Origin of the sequence: Mesorhizobium sp. B2-4-19, assembly GCF_006441315.1 — a bacterium.
In the GTDB taxonomy this organism is placed as follows: domain Bacteria; phylum Pseudomonadota; class Alphaproteobacteria; order Rhizobiales; family Rhizobiaceae; genus Mesorhizobium.
The window spans coordinates 244553-263547 of record NZ_VFUV01000005.1 but is presented as its reverse complement, the minus strand read 5'-3'; the positions used below and the strand labels follow the sequence as shown (position 1 = coordinate 263547).

The following is an 18995-nucleotide window of genomic DNA, read 5'->3' as shown; positions in this document are numbered from 1 at the left end:
AAGATGATGAAAAGGGGTGCGGCGGCGCAAGCGGCTGTAGCGTTTAATGGACCGGTTTCTGTCGAACACGGTGAGCAGGATCGATGCGAAGGGGCGGGTGTCCGTTCCGGCGCATTTCCGCGCCGTCGTGCAGAAGCGCGGCTATTCGGAACTCTATGCATTGCGCTGCCTGGACCTGCCGGCGATGGATGTCGGTGGGCTGGATTTGCTCGACCGTTACGAGCAGCGCATCGCGCAGGAAGATCCCTTTCTGCAGACGGCGGACGACATGTCGTTCTTCTGCCATGGCGACGGCGCGTTCCTGAAACTCGACCAGGACGGCCGCATCACGATGAACGATTTCATTCGCGAGCATACCGGCATCTCGGCGGAAGTGGTCTTTGTCGGGCGCGGCAATTTCTTTCAGATCTGGGAGCCGGGACGGCTTGCGGCCTATGGGGCGCAGGCGCGGGCCAGGCTTTTGCAGCTTCGGCAGGGGACGAAGCCTGGGGAGCGACCGGAATGACGGCGGGCCACGGCGATGACGTCCACGCCGTTGGCGGATCGGTCCGCCACATTCCGGTCCTCCTTGGCGAAGTGCTCGAGGCACTGGCGCCGGCGGAAGGCGACATCATCATCGACGGCACGTTCGGCGCCGGCGGCTATACCAAAGCCGTTCTGGCGACCGGCGCTTCGGTCGTCGCCATCGACCGCGATCCAGACGCGATCGCCGCCGGGCGCGATCTCGAGGCGCAATCGGGCGGCCGGCTGAGGCTGGTGCAGGCGCCATTCTCGACGCTGGACGCACATGTCGAAAGCGCCGACGGCGTCGTGCTCGACATTGGCGTGTCCTCCATGCAGCTCGACCAGGCCGAGCGGGGCTTTTCCTTCCGTTTCGACGGGCCGCTCGACATGCGCATGGCGCGGGCGGGCCTGAGTGCGGCCGATGTCGTCAACAGCTTCAAGCCGGGCGACCTTGCCCGCATCTTCGGCTTCCTCGGCGAGGAGCGTCACGCCGGCCGCATCGCCCGCATGATCGAGGCGCGCCGCGAAAAGAAGCCGTTCGAGCGCACGCTGGAACTGGCCGACGCCATCGAAACGCATATCGGCCGCGCGCCGAAGGACAAGATCCACCCGGCGACCCGCGTCTTCCAGGCGCTGCGCATCTTCGTCAATGACGAACTTGGTGAACTGGCCAAGGCGTTGTTCGCGGCCGAACGCGCGCTGAAGCCGGGCGGGCGGCTCGCCGTGGTGACGTTCCATTCGCTGGAAGACCGCATCGTCAAGCGCTTCATCGCCGACCGTGCCGACGTCGCCACGGGATCGCGTCACCTGCCCGAGGCGCATGCGCGTACGGCGACCTTCCGCAAGGCCGGTGGCGGTGTGACGGCGGGCGATGCCGAGGTCGCTGCCAATCCGCGCGCCCGCTCAGCCAGGCTGCGTGCGGCGATCCGCACCGAGGCGCCGGCGCGCGCCGGCGATTTTTCGATTTTCGGCCTTCCAAAGCTTCCCGGCATCGATCGGCCGGGGGAGAGGTAAGCACGTGTTCCGTACCAGCGACATTGTCCTGATCGCCGTCATGGTTTCGGCGGCGGCCCTGACCTACAAGACCAAGCGCGAGGCCGAGGATCAGTTGGCGGCGGTGCAGAAGATCCACAACCAGATACGCTATGAGGAGGAGACGATCGACCTGCTCAAGGCGGACTGGAGCCTGCTCACGCAGCCGTCGCGGCTGCAGAAGCTCGCCGAACTCTACAAGTCGCAGCTCGCACTCGAACCGGTCAGCGCCCGCCAGATCGTCGGCTTGGGCGACCTGCCGGCCAAGGCCCTGGACATCCAGGACATTCTGAACGGACGCCAGGGCGGCATGGCCGACAATTCCGACAAGGCGCCTGCCGACGGCAAGGATCCCGTCGTGACCGGAGGCATCGCCCAATGATCGGCAAACTGCTGAAGCGTCGCGCAAGGACGGGTGAGGACGGATCGATCGTCGTCGAGGGCGCCCGCAAGGCGAACGGCGGCAAGGGCAAGGCGCGCATCGTGATGACGATGGCGGTGTTCTTCGGCATCTTCTCGACCATTTCAGGGCGGCTGGTCTATCTCGGCTTCCAGACGCCTGACCTGTCGGGCGGCCCGCAGAGCCGGATCACCGCCTCGCGGCCCGACATCGTCGACCGCAATGGCGAAGTGCTGGCGACCGACATCAAGACGGCGTCGCTGTTCGCCGAGCCGCGCCGCATCGTCGATGCCGACGAGGCCATCGAGAAGCTGTCGACGGTGCTGCCCGAGATCGATTACGAGCAGACCTACCACAAGCTCAAGAGCGGCGCCGGCTTCGTCTGGCTGCAGCGGCAGCTGACGCCCAAGCAGCAGGCCGACATCATGCAGCTCGGCATTCCCGGTTTCGGCTTCCGCACGGAGAAGCGCCGTTTCTATCCGAGCGGCGAAACCTCGTCCTACATTGTCGGCCTGACCAACATCGACAACCAGGGCATCTCCGGCATGGAGAAATATATCGACGAGCAGGGCCTGAGCGACCTGCAGGCGTCGGGCCTGGCGGTGGCCAAGGATCTCAAGCCGGTGAAGCTGTCGATCGATCTGCGCGTCCAGCACGTGGTGCGCGACGAGATCGCCGCCGGCCTGGAGCGCTATCGCGCGCTCGGCGCCGGCGCCGTCGTGCTCAACGTCAAGACCGGCGAAGTTGTGGCCATGGCCTCGGTGCCGGATTTCGATCCGAACAATCCTTACAATGCACAGGAAAAGGATCGGCTGAACCGGATGTCGGCGGGCCTCTATGAGATGGGCTCGACCTTCAAGAGCTTCACCTCGGCCATGGCGCTCGATTCCGGCAAGGCGACGATGAACAGTCGTTTCGACGCGTCGCATCCGATCCGGGTCGGCCATCAGGCCATTCACGATTTCCACGGCAAGAACCGTGTGCTGTCCTTGCCGGAGGTTTTTCTCTATTCGTCCAACATCGGGTCGGCCAGGGAGGCCGAACTGGTCGGCATCGAAGGTCACCGGGAATTCCTGCATCGCCTTGGCATCCTGGAAAGGATGCAGACCGAACTGCCGGAAATCGCCCGCCCGACCGAACCGAAGGTCTGGAAACAGGTCAATTCGTTCACCATCGCCTTTGGCCATGGCGTATCGACGACGCCGCTCCAGGCGGCTGTCGGCTGCGCGGCACTGATGAATGGCGGCTATTTGATGAATCCGACCTTCCTGGTGCGCACGCAGCAGGAGGCTATGGCGATTGCCAAGAAAGTTGTGAGCGAAAAGACGGTCGCGGGCATGCGCTACCTCTATTCGCTCAATGCGGAGAAGGGCTCGGCCAGAAACGCCAGAGTCCCCGGCTACCGCGTTGGCGGCAAGACCGGAACGGCCGAGAAGGTCATCAACGGCCGCTACTCCAAAGACCTGAATTTCAATACCTTTGTCGCCGCATTTCCAATGGACGATCCGCAATATCTGGTGTTCACGATTGCCGATGCCCCGCACCCGGAAAAGCCCGGGATGACCGACGTCGCGGCCGCGAATGCTGGGGTCATAGCAGGTAATATCATCAGGCGGGCGGCGGCCATGCTTGGCGTGAAACCAGATTTCAGCCATGAAAATGGTGCAACGTTGGTTTCCTACGAGTGATTCTTAGGGCGCGCCTGCGACTGCGCGCTATTTTATTGCGGTGAACGGAACTCGATGAAGCTCAGAGATCTAGCCGGTGTCCTGCCAGTCGAAGGAACAGCTTCCGCCGATCTGGAGGTTGCCGGGATTTCGTCCGATTCCCGCCAGGTAAAACCGGGCGTCGTCTTTTTTGCGCTCGCCGGCACCAAGGCGGACGGCGTGGCCTATGCCGCCGACGCGGCCAGGCGCGGCGCGCTGGCGATCGTGACAGTCAAGGGCAGTTCCGTTGCCGGACTGCCGGTTCCTGTGCTGACGGTCGACGATCCGCGCCTGGCGTTGGCACTGAGTGCTTCCCGCTATTTCGGCAAGCAGCCGCAGACCATGGTGGCGGTGACCGGCACCAGCGGCAAGACCTCGGTCGCCGCTTTCACCAGGCAGATCTGGGAGCAGGCGGGCTACGCCGCGGCTTCGATCGGCACCACCGGCGTGGTGGCGCCAGGCCGCAATGAGTATGGCTCGCTGACCACGCCAGATCCGGTCGCCCTGCACCAATTGCTGCGGGAATTGGCCGATGCCGGCGTCACCCATGCTTCGATGGAAGCCTCCAGCCATGGGCTCGACCAGCGACGTCTCGACGGCGTGAAGCTCGCCGCCGGCGGCTTCACCAACCTTGGCCGCGACCACATGGATTACCATCCGACGGTCGGGGATTATCATCGCGCCAAACTGCGCCTGTTCGACACGCTGCTGCCGAACGGCGCGCCGGCGGTCATCTTCGCCGACGATCCGTGGTCGGCACCGACGATCCAGGCGGCGAAGGCAGCCGGGCTCAATGTGCTGACCGTTGGCCGCCATGGCAATTTCCTCACGCTGAAGCGGGTCGAGCACGAACGCCATCGCCAGCGCGCCGAGGTAGAGGCCGGGGGCGTGCTTTACGAAATCGACTTGCCGCTGGCCGGCGATTTCCAGATTTCGAACGCGCTGGTTTCGGCCGGGCTTGCCATTTCCACCGGAACACCCGTCGCCAAGGCATTAGCCGCATTGGAAAAATTGAGGGGAGCGCCGGGGCGGCTCGACCTGGTCGGCACCACCGCCAGCGGTGCGCCGGTCTATGTCGACTACGCCCACAAGCCCGATGCACTGGAAAACGTGCTGGCTTCGGTGCGCCCGTTCACCACCGGCCGCGTCATGGTCGTGTTCGGCTGCGGCGGCGACCGCGACCGGGGCAAAAGGCCGATCATGGGCGAAATCGCCACCCGGCTTGCCGATGTCGTCATCGTCACCGACGACAATCCACGCTCGGAAGTGCCCGAGACGATCCGCGCCGCGATTCTTGCAACTGCCCCGGGCGCCATCGAAATCGGCGACCGGCGCAAGGCGATCCACGAGGCCGTCGGCATGCTTCATGCCGGCGACACGCTGATCGTCGCCGGCAAGGGTCATGAGGAAGGTCAGACGATCGGCTCCGAAACCCTGCATTTCTCCGACCACGAGGAAGTCCGCGCGGCGCTGCGGGAGCGTGCCGCATGAGTTTGCTGTGGACCTCCGACGCGCTGGTTGCCGCCATGGAAGGGCGGCCGCTCGGGCCTATGCCCGAGGGCATATCGGGCATTTCGATCGACAGCCGCAGCCTGCTGCCGGGTGACGCCTTCTTCGCCATCAAGGGCGAGGCGATGGACGGCCACGACTTCGCCACCGCGGCCATCAAGGCCGGCGCCGGCGTGCTGGTGGTGGCGGAAGGCAAGCTGCCGTCGCTCGGCCGGCTGACGGCGCCGATCATCGTCGTCGAGGACGTGCTGGTCGCGTTGGAAAAGCTCGGTGTCGCGGCGCGCGCTCGCTCCCAGGCCAAGATCATCGCGGTGACCGGTTCGGCCGGCAAGACCACCACCAAGGAGGCGCTGCGCCACGTGCTGTCGGCGGTCGGCAAGGTGCATGCCTCGGCGCAGTCCTTCAACAACCATTGGGGGGTGCCGCTGACGCTGGCGCGCATGCCCGATGATTGCGACTATGCCGTGTTCGAGATCGGCATGAACCATCCCGACGAGATCCGGCCGCTGGTGAAGATGGTGCGGCCGCATGTCGCCATCATCACCATGATCGCTGCGGCGCATCTCGGTTTCTTCCGCAATCTGGACGAGATTGCCAAAGCCAAGGCCGAAATTTTCGAAGGACTTGAGCCCGAAGGTGCCGCCCTCCTCAACCGCGACGATGCGCGCTTCAAGCTTCTCGACAAGATGGCGCATGCCGCCGGCGTCGAGCATGTCTACGGCTTCGGCGAGAATGCGCGCTCGACCTTCAAGCTCACCAAATGCGAGTTGCATGGCGACCATTCCGACATCGCCGCCCGGATCGGCGGCCATGACATGATCGCCCGCATCGGTGCGCCCGGTCGGCACATGGTGCAGAACGTGCTGGCGGTGCTGGGCGCGGCACAACTGGTCGGCGCCGATCTCGACAAGGTGGCCCTGGCATTGGCAGATCTCTCGGCAGAGCGCGGTCGTGGAAAACGTCATGTCCTGCGGCATCCCGGTGGCTCGACTTCGAGCCACCCCGGCGGCCCGATCACGCTGATCGACGAGAGCTACAACGCCAATCCGGCTTCGATGGCGGCTGCCATGGCGCTGCTCAACGCGACGCCGGTGACGGGTGAGGGGCGCCGCATCGCCGTGCTCGGCGACATGCTCGAACTTGGCGAGCATTCGGCCAAGCTGCATGCCGCCCTTGCCGATCTCATCGTCGGCACCGGCACGCAGACAGTGTTTCTCGGCGGCCCCGAAATGCGGGCACTGGCGGAAGTGCTGCCGGGCGACATCAAGACGGAATACCGCGCCGGCGTCGAGGAATTGAAGCCGGTGCTGCTTGCCGCGCTGAAGCCTGGCGACGTAGTGATGATCAAATCGTCGAAGGGCATCGGTTTTGCAAAACTGGTCGATGCGCTGCTGGGCAAGTACCCGGCTGAAACCACAACCAGCAAACTGACCTAGGTCGGGGGGACGAAAGCGCATGTTTACACTGCTGGTCGATTTCGCGGACAAGATCTCGGTCTTCAATGTCTTCCGCTACATCACGTTCCGCACCGGGGGGGCGCTGATCACCTCTGCGCTGATCGTCTTCATCTTCGGACCGACCATCATCAATTCGCTGCGGCTCAGGCAAGGCAAGGGGCAGCCGATCCGCGCCGACGGGCCGCAGACGCATTTCAAGAAGGCGGGTACGCCGACCATGGGCGGGCTGATGATCCTGTCGGGCATTATCGGCTCGTCGCTCCTGTGGGCGAACCTGTCGAGCATCTATGTCTGGGTGGTGCTGCTGGTCACGCTGGGCTTCGGCTCGATCGGCTTCTACGACGACTATCTGAAGGTGACCAAGCAGTCGCATCTCGGCTTCTCCGGCAAGGCGCGGCTGGGGCTCGAATTCATCATCGCCGGCATCGCCGCCTGGGTGATCATGCATAACGGCCAAGCGCCGTTCTCCTCGTCGCTGACATTTCCCTTCGCCAAGGAATTCATCATCAACCTCGGCTGGTTCTTCATCCCGTTCTCGTGCTTCGTCATCGTCGGCGCCGGCAACGCGGTCAACCTGACCGACGGGCTCGACGGATTGGCGATCGTGCCGATCATGATCGCGGCGGCGTCGTTCGGCGTCATCGCCTATCTCTCGGGCAATGCGGTGTTCGCCGAATATCTACAGATACATTTCGTTCCCGGCACCGGTGAACTGGCGGTCGTGCTGGGCGCCGTCATCGGCGCCGGCCTCGGCTTCCTCTGGTTCAACGCGCCGCCGGCGGCGATCTTCATGGGCGACACCGGTTCGCTGGCCATGGGAGGCCTGATCGGCACGGTCGCCGTCGCCACCAAGCATGAGATCGTGCTCGTCATCGTCGGCGGATTGTTTGTCGTGGAAATCCTGTCGGTGATCATCCAGGTCGGCTACTTCAAGATGACCGGCAAGCGCGTGTTCCTGATGGCGCCGATCCACCATCATTTCGAAAAGCTCGGCTGGACCGAGAGCCAGGTGGTGATCCGCTTCTGGATCATCGCCGTCATTCTGGCGCTGGTCGGCCTCTCCACCCTGAAGCTCAGATAGGAAGCCCTCCCTTGATCCCCGCCGCATCCTTCGCAGGCAAGCAGGTTTCGCTCTTCGGGCTCGGTGGTTCGGGGATCGCGACCGCACGGGCATTGATCGAGGGCGGGGCGCAGGTGCTGGCCTGGGACGACAATCCCGACAGCGTCGCCAAGGCGGCCGCCACCGGCATCGCGACCGCCGATCTGCGCGGCGCCGACTGGGCGAAATTCTCGGCTTTCGTGCTGTCGCCGGGCGTGCCGCTGACGCATCCCAAGCCGCATTGGACGGTGGAACTGGCGAAGAGCGCTGGCGTCGAGGTGATCGGCGACATCGAACTCTTCTGCCGCGAGCGGACTTTGCAAGCGCCAACGGCGCCTTTCATCGCTATTACCGGCACCAACGGCAAGTCGACGACGACGGCGCTGACGGCGCATATCCTCAAATCGGCCGGCCGCGACACTCAGATGGGCGGCAATATCGGCCGCGCGGTGATGACGCTCGATCCGCCGAGGACCGATCGACACTATGTCGTCGAGTGTTCGTCCTATCAGATCGACCTCGCGCCCTCGATCAACCCGACGGCCGGCATCCTGCTCAATCTGACGCCGGACCATCTCGACCGCCACGGCACCATGCAGCACTACGCCTCGATCAAGGAGCGGCTGGTGGCGGGCAGCGAGACGGCGATCATCGGCATCGACGATTCCTGGTGCGCGCAGATCGCCGAGCGGCTGGAGCGGGCAGGGCGGCAGGTCATCCGCATTTCCAAGCGGCTGCCGCTGACCGACGGCTATTTCGCCGACGGCACCAATCTGATGGAGGCCGTGCACGGCCGCTACAGCAAGGTCGCCTTCCTCGAAGGCATCGGTTCGCTGCGTGGCCAGCACAATGCGCAGAACGCGCTTGCCGCGGTCGCGGCTTGCCTGAAGGTCGGGCTCGACCTCGGCGAAATCCAGTCGGGACTCGAGAGCTTCCCCGGCCTGGCGCACCGCATGGAGCAGGTCGGCCGCAAGGGCCATGTCCTGTTCGTCAACGATTCCAAGGCGACCAATGCCGACGCGGCCGCCCCCGCGCTGTCGAGCTTTCCACGCATCTACTGGATCGCCGGCGGCCTGCCCAAGGATGGCGGCATCGAGCCGCTGCGCGGTTTCTTCCCGCGCATCGCCAAGGCCTATCTGATCGGCGAGGCCGCACCGGCCTTTTCGGCGACGCTGGGCGAGGCGGTGCCTTACGAGATATCTGGCACGCTGGCCGCCGCGGTCGCGCACGCCGCCCATGATGCGGCTAGGGACGGCAGTGGCGAGGTGGCGGTGCTGTTGTCGCCGGCCTGCGCCAGTTTCGACCAGTTCAAGAATTTCGAAGTTCGCGGCGAAGCCTTCAGGCAAGCTGCGAACGCTATAGATGGCGTCAAACCCATCGGAGGGGCACGATAATGCAGAGCCGTCTCGATAAAAGTCCTGTCGCAACCTGGTGGTGGACGATCGATCGCTGGTTCCTGGCGGCGTTTCTGTCGCTGATGGGGCTGGGCATCGTCTTGTCCTTCGCCGCCAGCCCCGCGGTCGCCGAGCGCATCGGCCTCGACAGTTTCCACTTTGCCACAAGGCAGATCATCTTCACCGTGCCGGCGCTCGGCGTGATGCTGGCCGTCTCCTTCCTCGATTCCAGACAGATCCGGCGCATGTCGCTTATCATGCTGTGCCTGATGCTAGTGCTGATGGTGGCGGTGCTCTATATCGGCGTCGAGGTGAAGGGCGCGCGGCGCTGGGTGTCGCTCGCCGGCCTGTCGATCCAGCCCTCGGAATTCCTGAAGCCGGCCTTCGTGATCATGTGCGCCTGGCTGTTCGCCGAACACAAGCGCCAGCCCGACATTCCCGGCAACCTGTTCGCCATGCTGCTGCTGGTGCTGGTCGTGTCGCTGCTGGTGGCGCAGCCGGACCTCGGCCAGACCATGCTGACGACCGGCACCTGGGGCATCATGTTCTTCATGGCCGGGCTGCCCTGGCTGTGGATCATCGTGCTGGGTGCTGCCGGCGTCGGCGGCGTCTTCGCCGCCTATACGGTGTTTCCGCACGTTGCCTTGCGCATTGACAAGTTCCTCACCGGCGAAGGCGATACGTTCCAGGTCGACATGGGACGCGACGCGCTGATCAATGGCGGCTGGTTCGGCGTCGGCCCGGGCGAGGGCACGGTCAAGCGAGTCATCCCCGACAGCCACGCCGACTTCGTCTTCTCGGTCGCGGGCGAGGAATTCGGGCTGATTATGTGCTTCTTCATCATGTCGATCTTCGCCTTCATCGTGCTGCGCGGCCTCAACACGGCGCTCAAGGAACATGATGACTTCACCCGCTATGCGGTCGGCGGCCTCGTCACCGTGTTCGGCCTGCAGGCGGTCATCAACATGTGCGTCAACCTGCAGCTGGTGCCCGCCAAGGGCATGACGCTGCCCTTCATCTCCTATGGCGGTTCCTCGCAGATCGCCATCGCCATTTCGATGGGCATGGTGCTGGCGCTGACACGCAAGCGGCCGGAGAAGCGCAAGCAGATGGGTTTTGCGCTGCCGCAGCGCGCTTTGCCGGCGGAGTGACATGGCGAAGGGCGTCATCCTTCTCGCTGCGGGCGGAACCGGCGGACATCTGTTTCCGGCCGAGGCGCTGGCGCATGAGCTGAACGGGCGCGGCTGGACGGTGCATCTGGCGACCGACGACCGCGCCGAGCGATTTGCCGGCCGCTTCCCGGCTGCCGCCGTCCATCCGATCCAGTCGGCGACGATGGGCTCGAAGAATCCGATCGCCGTGCTTGGCGCTTTCTGGAAAATCTGGCGCGGCGTGCGCCAGGCCTCCGCCATTATCGGCCGGATCAAGCCGGATGCGGTGGTCGGCTTTGGCGGCTATCCGACCCTGCCGCCGCTCTACGCGGCGACGCGGCGCAAGGTGCCGACGCTGATCCATGAGCAGAACGCGGTGATGGGGCGCGCCAACAGGGCGCTGGCCGGCCGTGTCGATGCCATAGCCGGCGGCTTCCTGCCGCAGGATACGAGCGCCACCGGCGAAAAGACGGTAACGACAGGCAATCCGGTTCGGCCGGCGGTGCTGGAAGCGGCCAAGACGGCTTATGCGGCATCGGCGAGCGAGGAGCCTTTCCGCCTGCTGGTGTTCGGCGGCAGCCAGGGCGCGCAGTTCTTTTCCGATGCCATGCCGGGCGCCATCGCGTTGCTTTCGGATGCACAGCGCAAGCGTCTCGTGATCACGCAGCAGGCGCGGGCGGATGACGTGGCGCGGGTGAAGGCGGCCTATGCCGCGCTTGGCGTCGCCGTCGAGGTCTCGCCCTTCTTCACCGACATGGCGGCGCGCATCGCGGCGGCGCATCTGGTGATTTCGCGCTCCGGCGCCTCCACCGTCTCGGAGATCGCCGTCATCGGCCGGCCCGCGCTGCTGGTGCCCTATCCCTATGCGCTCGACCACGACCAGGCGGCGAACGCGGCAGCCCTTGCCGCTGCCGGCGGCGGCGAGGTGCACCCGCAATCGACGCTGTCGCCCGAGCGCATCGCGGCCCTCATCGGCGGGCTGATGGATAATCCCGAGCGGCTGGCAGCGATGGCCGCGGGCGCGAAATCGGCCGGCAGGCCGGACGCGGCACGGTTGCTCGCCGATCTCACAGAGGCTATTGCGTCCCAAAAAACCGTTTCGGATTTCAAGAAAGGGACGCAAGCATGAAGATGCCGCAGACCATCGGCCTTGTGCATTTCATCGGCATTGGCGGCATCGGCATGAGCGGCATCGCCGAGGTGCTGCACAATCTCGGCTACAAGGTGCAGGGGTCCGACCAGGCCGACAGTGCCAATGTGCAGCGGCTGCGCGACAAGGGCATCGACTGCTTCGTCGGCCACAAGGCCGAGAATCTCGGCCATGCCGAGGTGGTGGTCGTCTCGACGGCGATCAAGAAGACCAATCCGGAACTGAAGGCCGCGCGCGAAAAGCTGCTGCCGATCGTGCGCCGCGCCGAGATGCTGGCCGAGCTGATGCGCTTCCGCCAGGCCGTTGCCATCGGCGGCACGCATGGCAAGACGACGACGACCTCGATGGTGGCGACCTTGCTGGAAGCCGGCGGGCTCGATCCGACCGTCATCAATGGCGGCATCATCAACGCCTATGGCACCAATGCCCGCATGGGCGACGGCGAGTGGATGGTGGTCGAGGCCGACGAGAGCGACGGCACCTTCCTCAAATTGCCTGCCGACATCGCCGTCGTCACCAACATCGATCCCGAACATCTCGACCATTATGGCAGCTTCGACAAGGTGCGCGAGGCATTCCGCCAGTTCGTCGAGAACGTGCCGTTCTACGGCTTTGGCGTGATGTGCACCGACCATCCGGAGGTGCAGGCGCTGGTCGGCCGCATCGAGGACCGCCGGGTCATCACATATGGCGAGAACGCGCAGGCCGATGTGCGCTTCACCAACCACCGCATGGCGGGGGCCACCTCCGAGTTCGACGTGGTGATCCGCGACCGCAAGACCGGCAGCCAGAGCACGATTTCAGGCCTGCGCCTGCCAATGCCCGGCCGCCACAATGTCTCCAACGCCACCGCCGCCATCGCCGTCGCGCATGAGCTCGGCCTGTCCGGCGAGGCAATCAAGAAGGGCCTGTCGTCCTTCGCCGGCGTCAAGCGCCGCTTCACCCATACCGGATCCTGGAACGGCGTCGATGTGTTCGATGATTACGGTCACCATCCGGTCGAGATATCGGCGGTGCTGAAGGCGGCGCGCAGCGCCACCAAGGGGCGCGTGATCGCCATTGCGCAGCCGCACCGCTTCACCCGGCTGCACGATCTGTTCAACGAGTTCTCCGCCTGCTTCAACGACGCCGATACGGTGATGGTGGCGCCGGTCTACGCTGCCGGCGAAGACCCGATCGACGGCGTCACCTCGGACGAGCTGGTGTCGCGCATCCGCGCCGGCGGCCATCGCGACGCGCGCTATATAGAGGGTCCGGCAGCGATCGCGCCGATCATTCGCGACCTGGCCAAGCCCGGGGACTTCGTCGTCTTCCTCGGCGCCGGCAACATCACCCAATGGGCCTATACTCTGCCAAAGGAGCTTGCCGCCTCATGATGCACGGCCAAGCCCTGATCGACAGACTCGGCGACCGGCTTGCCGGCCTGCGCGGCCGCCTCACGTCGAATGCCGAGATGGACAAGATCACCTGGTTCCGCGCCGGCGGCCTGGCCGAGGTGCTGTTCCAGCCGGCCGACGAAGAAGACCTTGCCGCGTTCCTGCGCGCGGTTCCCGAAGAGATACCTCTTACCGTCGTTGGTGTCGGCTCGAACCTGCTGGTCAGGGACGGCGGCATTCCAGGCTTCGTCATCCGGCTCTCGGCCAAGGGTTTTGGCGAAGCCGAGATCGTTTCGCCGATCAGGATCAAGGCGGGCGCCGCCACGCCCGACAAGCGTGTCGCGGCCCTGGCGCTGGAAGCCGGCATTGGCGGCTTCCATTTCTATCACGGCATTCCGGGCGCCATCGGCGGGGCGCTGAGGATGAATGCCGGCGCCAATGGCGTCGAGACGCGCGAGCGCGTGGTCGAGGTGCGCGCGCTCGACCGCAAGGGCAATGTCCAGACGCTGAGCAATGCCGAGATGGGCTATGCCTATCGCCATTCGGCTGCCCCTGTCGGGCTGATCTTCACTTCGGCCGTGTTCGAAGGCTTTGCCGAGGACAAGGCCACGATCAAGGCGGCGATGGACGCGGTGCAGAATCACCGCGAGACCGTGCAGCCGATCCGCGAGAAGACCGGTGGCTCGACCTTCAAGAATCCCGAAGGCACGTCGGCCTGGAAGGAGATCGACAAGGCCGGTTGCCGTGGCCTGATGATCGGCGGCGCGCAGATGTCGCCCATGCATTGCAATTTCATGATCAACACCGGCACCGCGACCGGCTACGATCTCGAATATCTCGGCGAGACGGTGCGCGCCCGCGTACTCGAGCATTCGGGCATCCGGCTGCAGTGGGAGATCAAGCGCATCGGCGATTTCCGGCCCGGACATGCCGTGCAGGAGTTTTTGGGTCAGCTTCTCTGACCCGTGCTGAAGTTCATGTGATGCATGAACTTCACGCGCTCCCAGAACGCGCAAAACCGTTGCTCCAGGGACTCAGCGACTCGGTTTTCGCAGCCATTTTCTCAGAAAGTGAATCTCTCGGAATCATAAGCACTTGCCAGTGAATCAACTCTCTGATTCTCTGCTGGAAAGCGTTTCCTGATTTGAGTCGTTCGACGCGTTACCCGCGTTTTCCGTCTGGGGGGCAACCTGCCGGGAGACTCGGACTCAATGTTGCGGAAATCTTGGTTTTTGGTCCGCCGTGAGAGGGGATGACGGGGAATGAAAAGCAAGCATGTGGCCGTCCTGCTGGGAGGTTTTTCGTCCGAGCGGCCCGTGTCCCTGTCCTCCGGAAAGGCTTGTGCCGATGCGCTGGAGAGTGAGGGCTATCAGGTCACCCGCGTCGATGTCGGGCGCGATGTCGGCTCGGTGCTCGCCGATCTCAAGCCTGACGTCGCCTTCAATGCGCTGCACGGCCCGTTCGGCGAGGACGGCACCATTCAGGGCATCCTTGAATATCTCGCCATTCCCTACACCCATTCCGGCGTGCTCGCCTCGGCGCTCGCCATGAACAAGGAACAGGCGAAGAAGATCGTCAAATTGGTCGGCGTTCCCGTCGCCGAATCGAAGGTCACCAATCGCTTTGCCATCCAGAGCAAGCATCCGATGAAGCCGCCCTATGTGATCAAGCCAGTCAATGAAGGGTCGAGCTTTGGCGTCGTCATCGTGTCGGAGGGGCAGTCGCATCCACCGCAGGTCGTCGGCTCGTCCGAGTGGAAATATGGCGATATCGTCATGGTCGAGCGCTACATCCACGGGCGCGAGCTGACCTGCGCCGTCATGGGCGATGTGGCGCTCGGCGTCTGCGAGATCATCCCGACCGGCCATTCCTTCTACGATTACGATTCAAAATATGTCGAGGGCGGATCAAAACACGAATGCCCCGCAAAAGTTTCACCGAATATTTACCAAAAAATACAGACACTGGCGCTCAAGGCTCACCAAGCCGTCGGCTGTCGGGGCGTTTCCCGGTCGGACTTCCGTTATGACGATCGTCACTCCGAAAATGGCGAAGTTGTATGGCTCGAGGTCAACACTCAGCCGGGCATGACGCCGACGTCTCTGGTGCCTGAAATCGCGGCCCATGCCGGGCATTCGTTTGGTGAGTTGTTGAGTTGGATGGTGGAGGACGCTTCGTGTCTGCGTTGAAATGGGGACAAGGCAAGGGGAAGGGCGCGGCCGGGCCGTCGCTGTTCGGCTTGTCGTTGTCATCAGGCCATTTCGTGCTGCCGCGCGTGCTTCGCCGCCCGGTGCGCATCCTGGCGCGCCTGGGCGATGGTGAATTCGAGGCGCCGCGCTTCTCCGCCGCGATGATGTCGGCGGTGCTGCTCGCTTCGAGCGGCGCCTATGGCGCCTATCTCGGCGGCCATGCCGACGGTATCATCCAGAGCATCACCGCCCGTACCGGCTTTGCCGTCGATCAGGTCAAGGTGGTCGGCAACCGCCAGACCTCCGAGATCGACATTCTCGACAGGCTGGAGCTCGACGGCTGGACCTCGCTGATCGGCTTCGATGCCGAGGCCGCGCGCGAGCGCATCTCCGGCCTGCCGTGGATCGAAATGGCGGCGGTGCGCAAGGTCTATCCGCACACGCTGGAAGTGCGCGTCGAGGAGCGCGAAGCCTTCGCGCTCTGGCAGCAGGGCAATGATCTTTCGGTCATCGAGAAGGATGGCGCGGTCATCGCTCCGTTCTCCGGCGGCAAGCAGGCGATGCTGCCGCTGCTGATCGGCGAGGGGGCGCCGGCCAAGGCGCCTGACTTCCTGGCCAAGGTCGAAAAATATCCGGACCTCGCGAGCCGGGTCAAAGGCTATATCCGCGTTGGCGATCGCCGCTGGGACCTGAAGCTCGACAACGGCATCACCGTCAAGCTGCCCGAGGACGAGGAAGACCGGGCACTCGCCGAGCTGGTCAAGATGGATAAGGACAAGGGGCTTTTGTCGCGCGACATCGCTGCCGTCGACATGCGCCTGACAGACCGGCTGGTCGTGGAGCTGACGCCCGAAGCGGCGACGCAGCGCGAGGCCGCGCTCAACGAGAAGCCGAAGACCCTCAAGCGCAAGTCGGAGACGAAGATATGAGCTGGCTTGGCGGTTCAGGCGATGCCTCGTCGCGCCGGTCCGGCACTCTGACAGTGCTGGATGTCGGCTCGAACAAGGTCTGCTGCATGGTGGCCAAGCTCAAGCCGAACGATGACGGCAAGCTCTTGCGCGGCCGCTCGCACCGGATCCAGGTGATCGGCATCGGTCATCAGAAATCGCAAGGCGTGAAGTCGGGCGTGGTCGTCGATCTCGACCGCGCCGAGCATGCCATCCGCCTGTCCGTCGACGCCGCCGAGCGCATGGCGGGGCTGACGGTCGATTCGCTCATCGTCAACATGACCGCCGGCCGGCTGAAGAGCGAAAGCTTCTCGGCGACCATCAATCTTGGCGGCCACGAGGCCGATGAAGCCGACATCAAGCGCGTGCTCGGCGCCGGCGCCAAGCAGGCGCTCAAGGCCGAGCGCGAGGTGATCCATTCGCTGCCCGTCGGCTTCTCGCTCGATGCCGAGCGCGGCGTGCGCGATCCGCGCGGCATGGTCGGCGACGCGCTTGGCGTTGATATGCATGTGCTGACGGGTGATGCGGCACCGATGCGCAATCTGGAGCTTTCCATCAACCGCTCGCACCTGTCGGTCGAGCGCATGGTGGCGACGCCCTATGCCAGCGGGCTGGCCGCGCTTGTCGATGACGAGCTGGAGCTGGGTGCCGCCTGCATCGACATGGGCGGCGGCACGACGACCATCTCGGTGTTTTCGGAGGGCAAGTTCGTTCATGGCGATGCGATCGCCATTGGCGGTAACCATGTCACGCTCGACATGGCCAAGGGGCTTTCGACCTCGCTCGATGCCGCCGAACGGCTGAAGGTCATGCATGGCTCGGCGCTGCCGGGCAGTGCCGACGACCGCGACCTGGTCTCGATCCAGCCGATCGGCGACGACGGCGACGTGCCGCTGCAGATCCCGCGTTCGGTGATGACGCGCATCGTGCGCGCCCGCATCGACGAGACGCTCGAATTGCTGCGCGATCGGCTGAACAAGTCCGGCTACGGCAACGCGGTCGGCAAGCGCGTCGTGCTGACCGGCGGCGCCAGCCAGCTGGCCGGCCTGCCGGAAGCGGCGCGCCGCATCCTGGGGCGCAATGTGCGCATCGGCCGCCCGCTCGGCGTGGCGGGCCTGCCCGAGGCGGCGAAGGGACCGGCCTTCTCGGCCGCCGTCGGGCTTCTGATCTATCCGCAGATGGCGAGTTTCGAGAGCCATCCTGCAAAAGGCATTTCCGGTCTCAGGATGACTGGAACGGGTGGAAAACTGCATCGCATGAGTCAGTGGTTGAGAGACAGTTTCTAATTGACGGGGACAGCCCCATAGGCGGCCGCGACGGCGAAGCGGCGTGAAAGGCAAAGGACGGAGACAATGACCATCAATCTGCAGAAGCCGGACATCACCGAGCTTAAGCCGCGCATCACCGTGTTCGGTGTCGGCGGCGGCGGCGGCAATGCCGTGAACAACATGATCACCGCGGGCTTGCGCGGCGTCGAGTTCGTCGTGGCCAACACCGACGCGCAGGCGCTGACCATGTCGAAGGCCGACCGGCTGATCCAGCTCGGCGCGCATGTCACCGAGGGGCTGGGCGCCGGCTCGCAGCCGGAAGTCGGCCGCGCGGCGGCTGAAGAGTGCATCGACGAGATCATCGATCACCTGTCCAACACCCATATGTGCTTCGTCACCGCCGGCATGGGCGGCGGCACCGGCACCGGTGCTGCTCCGGTCGTTGCCCGCGCCGCGCGTGAGAAGGGCATCCTCACCGTCGGCGTCGTCACCAAGCCGTTCCACTTCGAAGGCCAGCGCCGCATGAAGACGGCCGATTTGGGCATCGAGGAACTGCAGAAATGCGTCGACACCCTCATCGTCATCCCCAACCAGAACCTGTTTCGGCTGGCCAATGACAAGACCACCTTCGCCGACGCCTTCGCCATGGCCGACCAGGTGCTCTATTCCGGTGTCGCCTGCATCACCGACCTGATGGTCAAGGAAGGCCTGATCAACCTCGACTTCGCCGACGTGCGTTCGGTGATGCGTGAGATGGGCAAGGCGATGATGGGCACCGGCGAAGCTTCGGGCGAGGGCCGCGCGATGGCCGCCGCCGAGGCCGCGATCGCCAACCCGCTGCTCGATGAGACCTCGATGAAGGGCGCCAAGGGCCTGCTGATCTCGATCACCGGCGGCCGCGACCTGACGCTGTTCGAGGTCGACGAAGCGGCGACCCGTATCCGCGAGGAGGTCGACCAGGACGCCAACATCATCCTCGGCGCAACCTTCGACGAGGAACTCGAAGGCGTCATCCGTGTCTCGGTGGTCGCCACCGGCATCGACAAGTCGGCGGCTGAAATCGCCGCGGCGCCGATCTCGATCCGTACGGCACCGCCGAAGCCGGCCGCCCGTCCGGCCGTGGCCGCCGTGGAGAGCCGCCCGGCACCGGTCCAGCAGCCTGTCTATGAGCCGCGCACCGCGGACCCGGTCGCCGAGGCCATCCAACTCGCCGAGTCGAACGCCGCCGCCATGGCGCAGGCCCGCCCGGCTCCTGTCACCCATACGGACGATTTCCGCCCGCAGAGCAAGATCTTCCAGGCGCCGCCGCAGCAGCCAATGCCGCAGCCGGTCGTCCAGCAGATGCAGCCGGCCCCGCAGCCGCGCGAAATGCTGCGTGAGGTCCAGCAGCCGGTGGCGATGGCACCGCAGCGCATGCCGCGCGTCGAGGACTTTCCGCCGGTGGTGAAGGCCGAGGTCGACGCCAAGAGCCGCCCTGTGGACCACGAGAACAACAGCGGGCCGATGGGCCTGTTGAAGCGCCTGACCAACGGCCTGACCCGCCGCGAGGAGGAACCTGCAAGGCTGCAGCCCGCGCAACCGCGCGAGCCGAAGCTGCGCCAGGCCGCCCCCGAAGTGCGCCGTCTCGCCAACCAGGACGCCCAGCTCTATGCGCCGCGCCGCGGCCAGTTGGACGACCAGGGCCGCCTGACGACGCAGACCAGGGCGACTCAGGACGACGATCAGCTGGAGATTCCGGCGTTCCTGCGCCGCCAGGCCAACTGAGCGGTTAACGGACCGTAACAATTGTTAACAGGCAAGCAAGGAATTGCTT

General features: G+C 64.9%; 16 protein-coding genes. All 16 read left to right on the top strand.

Features of this window, described 5'->3' with window-relative positions; genetic code table 11:
* The first annotated feature begins 46 nt into the window (after window positions 1–46).
* Complete coding sequence (mraZ, locus tag FJ546_RS11850; protein ID WP_140889490.1) at window positions 47–505, top strand: division/cell wall cluster transcriptional repressor MraZ; 459 nt, start codon at window positions 47–49, stop codon at window positions 503–505.
* Window positions 502–1518: a 16S rRNA (cytosine(1402)-N(4))-methyltransferase RsmH gene (gene rsmH / locus FJ546_RS11845; protein ID WP_140889489.1), complete on the top strand. Its 1017-nt coding sequence runs from the start codon at window positions 502–504 to the stop codon at window positions 1516–1518. The genes mraZ and rsmH overlap by 4 nt, the downstream gene beginning before the upstream one ends.
* Before the next feature lie 4 nt (window positions 1519–1522).
* Window positions 1523–1918 (top strand): hypothetical protein, encoded by a 396-nt coding sequence (locus FJ546_RS11840; protein WP_095787739.1) that lies wholly within the window; start codon window positions 1523–1525, stop codon window positions 1916–1918.
* On the top strand, window positions 1915–3624 hold the full coding sequence (locus FJ546_RS11835) for a penicillin-binding protein 2 (protein ID WP_140889488.1): 1710 nt from the start codon (window positions 1915–1917) through the stop codon (window positions 3622–3624). The genes FJ546_RS11840 and FJ546_RS11835 overlap by 4 nt, the downstream gene beginning before the upstream one ends.
* Before the next feature lie 54 nt (window positions 3625–3678).
* The gene (locus FJ546_RS11830) at window positions 3679–5133 is read left to right on the top strand and encodes a UDP-N-acetylmuramoyl-L-alanyl-D-glutamate--2,6-diaminopimelate ligase (protein WP_140889487.1); all 1455 of its coding nucleotides are present in this window, start codon (window positions 3679–3681) and stop codon (window positions 5131–5133) included.
* Window positions 5130–6587: a UDP-N-acetylmuramoylalanyl-D-glutamyl-2,6-diaminopimelate--D-alanyl-D-alanine ligase gene (locus FJ546_RS11825; protein ID WP_140889486.1), complete on the top strand. Its 1458-nt coding sequence runs from the start codon at window positions 5130–5132 to the stop codon at window positions 6585–6587. Before FJ546_RS11830 ends, FJ546_RS11825 begins: the two co-directional genes overlap by 4 nt.
* A gap of 19 nt (window positions 6588–6606) precedes the next feature.
* A complete protein-coding gene (gene mraY / locus FJ546_RS11820; protein ID WP_010910257.1) occupies window positions 6607–7689 on the top strand; it encodes a phospho-N-acetylmuramoyl-pentapeptide-transferase in 1083 nt (360 codons plus the stop codon).
* An 11-nt stretch (window positions 7690–7700) separates the two neighbouring features.
* Entirely contained in the window at window positions 7701–9101 is a 1401-nt protein-coding gene (gene murD, locus FJ546_RS11815) for a UDP-N-acetylmuramoyl-L-alanine--D-glutamate ligase (protein WP_140889485.1), read from the top strand.
* Complete coding sequence (gene ftsW / locus FJ546_RS11810; RefSeq protein WP_019859093.1) at window positions 9101–10252, top strand: putative lipid II flippase FtsW; 1152 nt, start codon at window positions 9101–9103, stop codon at window positions 10250–10252. The genes murD and ftsW overlap by 1 nt, the downstream gene beginning before the upstream one ends.
* Window position 10253: 1 nt before the next feature.
* Window positions 10254–11381 (top strand): undecaprenyldiphospho-muramoylpentapeptide beta-N-acetylglucosaminyltransferase, encoded by a 1128-nt coding sequence (murG, locus tag FJ546_RS11805; RefSeq protein ID WP_140889484.1) that lies wholly within the window; start codon window positions 10254–10256, stop codon window positions 11379–11381.
* Window positions 11378–12778 carry a UDP-N-acetylmuramate--L-alanine ligase gene (murC, locus tag FJ546_RS11800; protein WP_140889483.1) on the top strand — a complete coding sequence of 467 codons (1401 nt, stop codon included), beginning with the start codon at window positions 11378–11380 and terminating at the stop codon, window positions 12776–12778. Before murG ends, murC begins: the two co-directional genes overlap by 4 nt.
* The gene (gene murB, locus FJ546_RS11795; protein WP_140889482.1) at window positions 12775–13740 is read left to right on the top strand and encodes a UDP-N-acetylmuramate dehydrogenase; all 966 of its coding nucleotides are present in this window, start codon (window positions 12775–12777) and stop codon (window positions 13738–13740) included. The genes murC and murB overlap by 4 nt, the downstream gene beginning before the upstream one ends.
* A 300-nt stretch (window positions 13741–14040) precedes the next feature.
* Window positions 14041–14967 carry a D-alanine--D-alanine ligase gene (locus FJ546_RS11790; RefSeq protein WP_140889481.1) on the top strand — a complete coding sequence of 309 codons (927 nt, stop codon included), beginning with the start codon at window positions 14041–14043 and terminating at the stop codon, window positions 14965–14967.
* Window positions 14955–15896, top strand: a complete 942-nt coding sequence (locus FJ546_RS11785) for a cell division protein FtsQ/DivIB (protein WP_140889480.1) — start codon at window positions 14955–14957, stop codon at window positions 15894–15896. Before FJ546_RS11790 ends, FJ546_RS11785 begins: the two co-directional genes overlap by 13 nt.
* Entirely contained in the window at window positions 15893–17200 is a 1308-nt protein-coding gene (ftsA, locus tag FJ546_RS11780; RefSeq protein WP_064988167.1) for a cell division protein FtsA, read from the top strand. The genes FJ546_RS11785 and ftsA overlap by 4 nt, the downstream gene beginning before the upstream one ends.
* Before the next feature lie 66 nt (window positions 17201–17266).
* Window positions 17267–18946 (top strand): cell division protein FtsZ, encoded by a 1680-nt coding sequence (gene ftsZ, locus FJ546_RS11775; RefSeq protein ID WP_140889479.1) that lies wholly within the window; start codon window positions 17267–17269, stop codon window positions 18944–18946.
* Window positions 18947–18995: the final 49 nt, after the last annotated feature.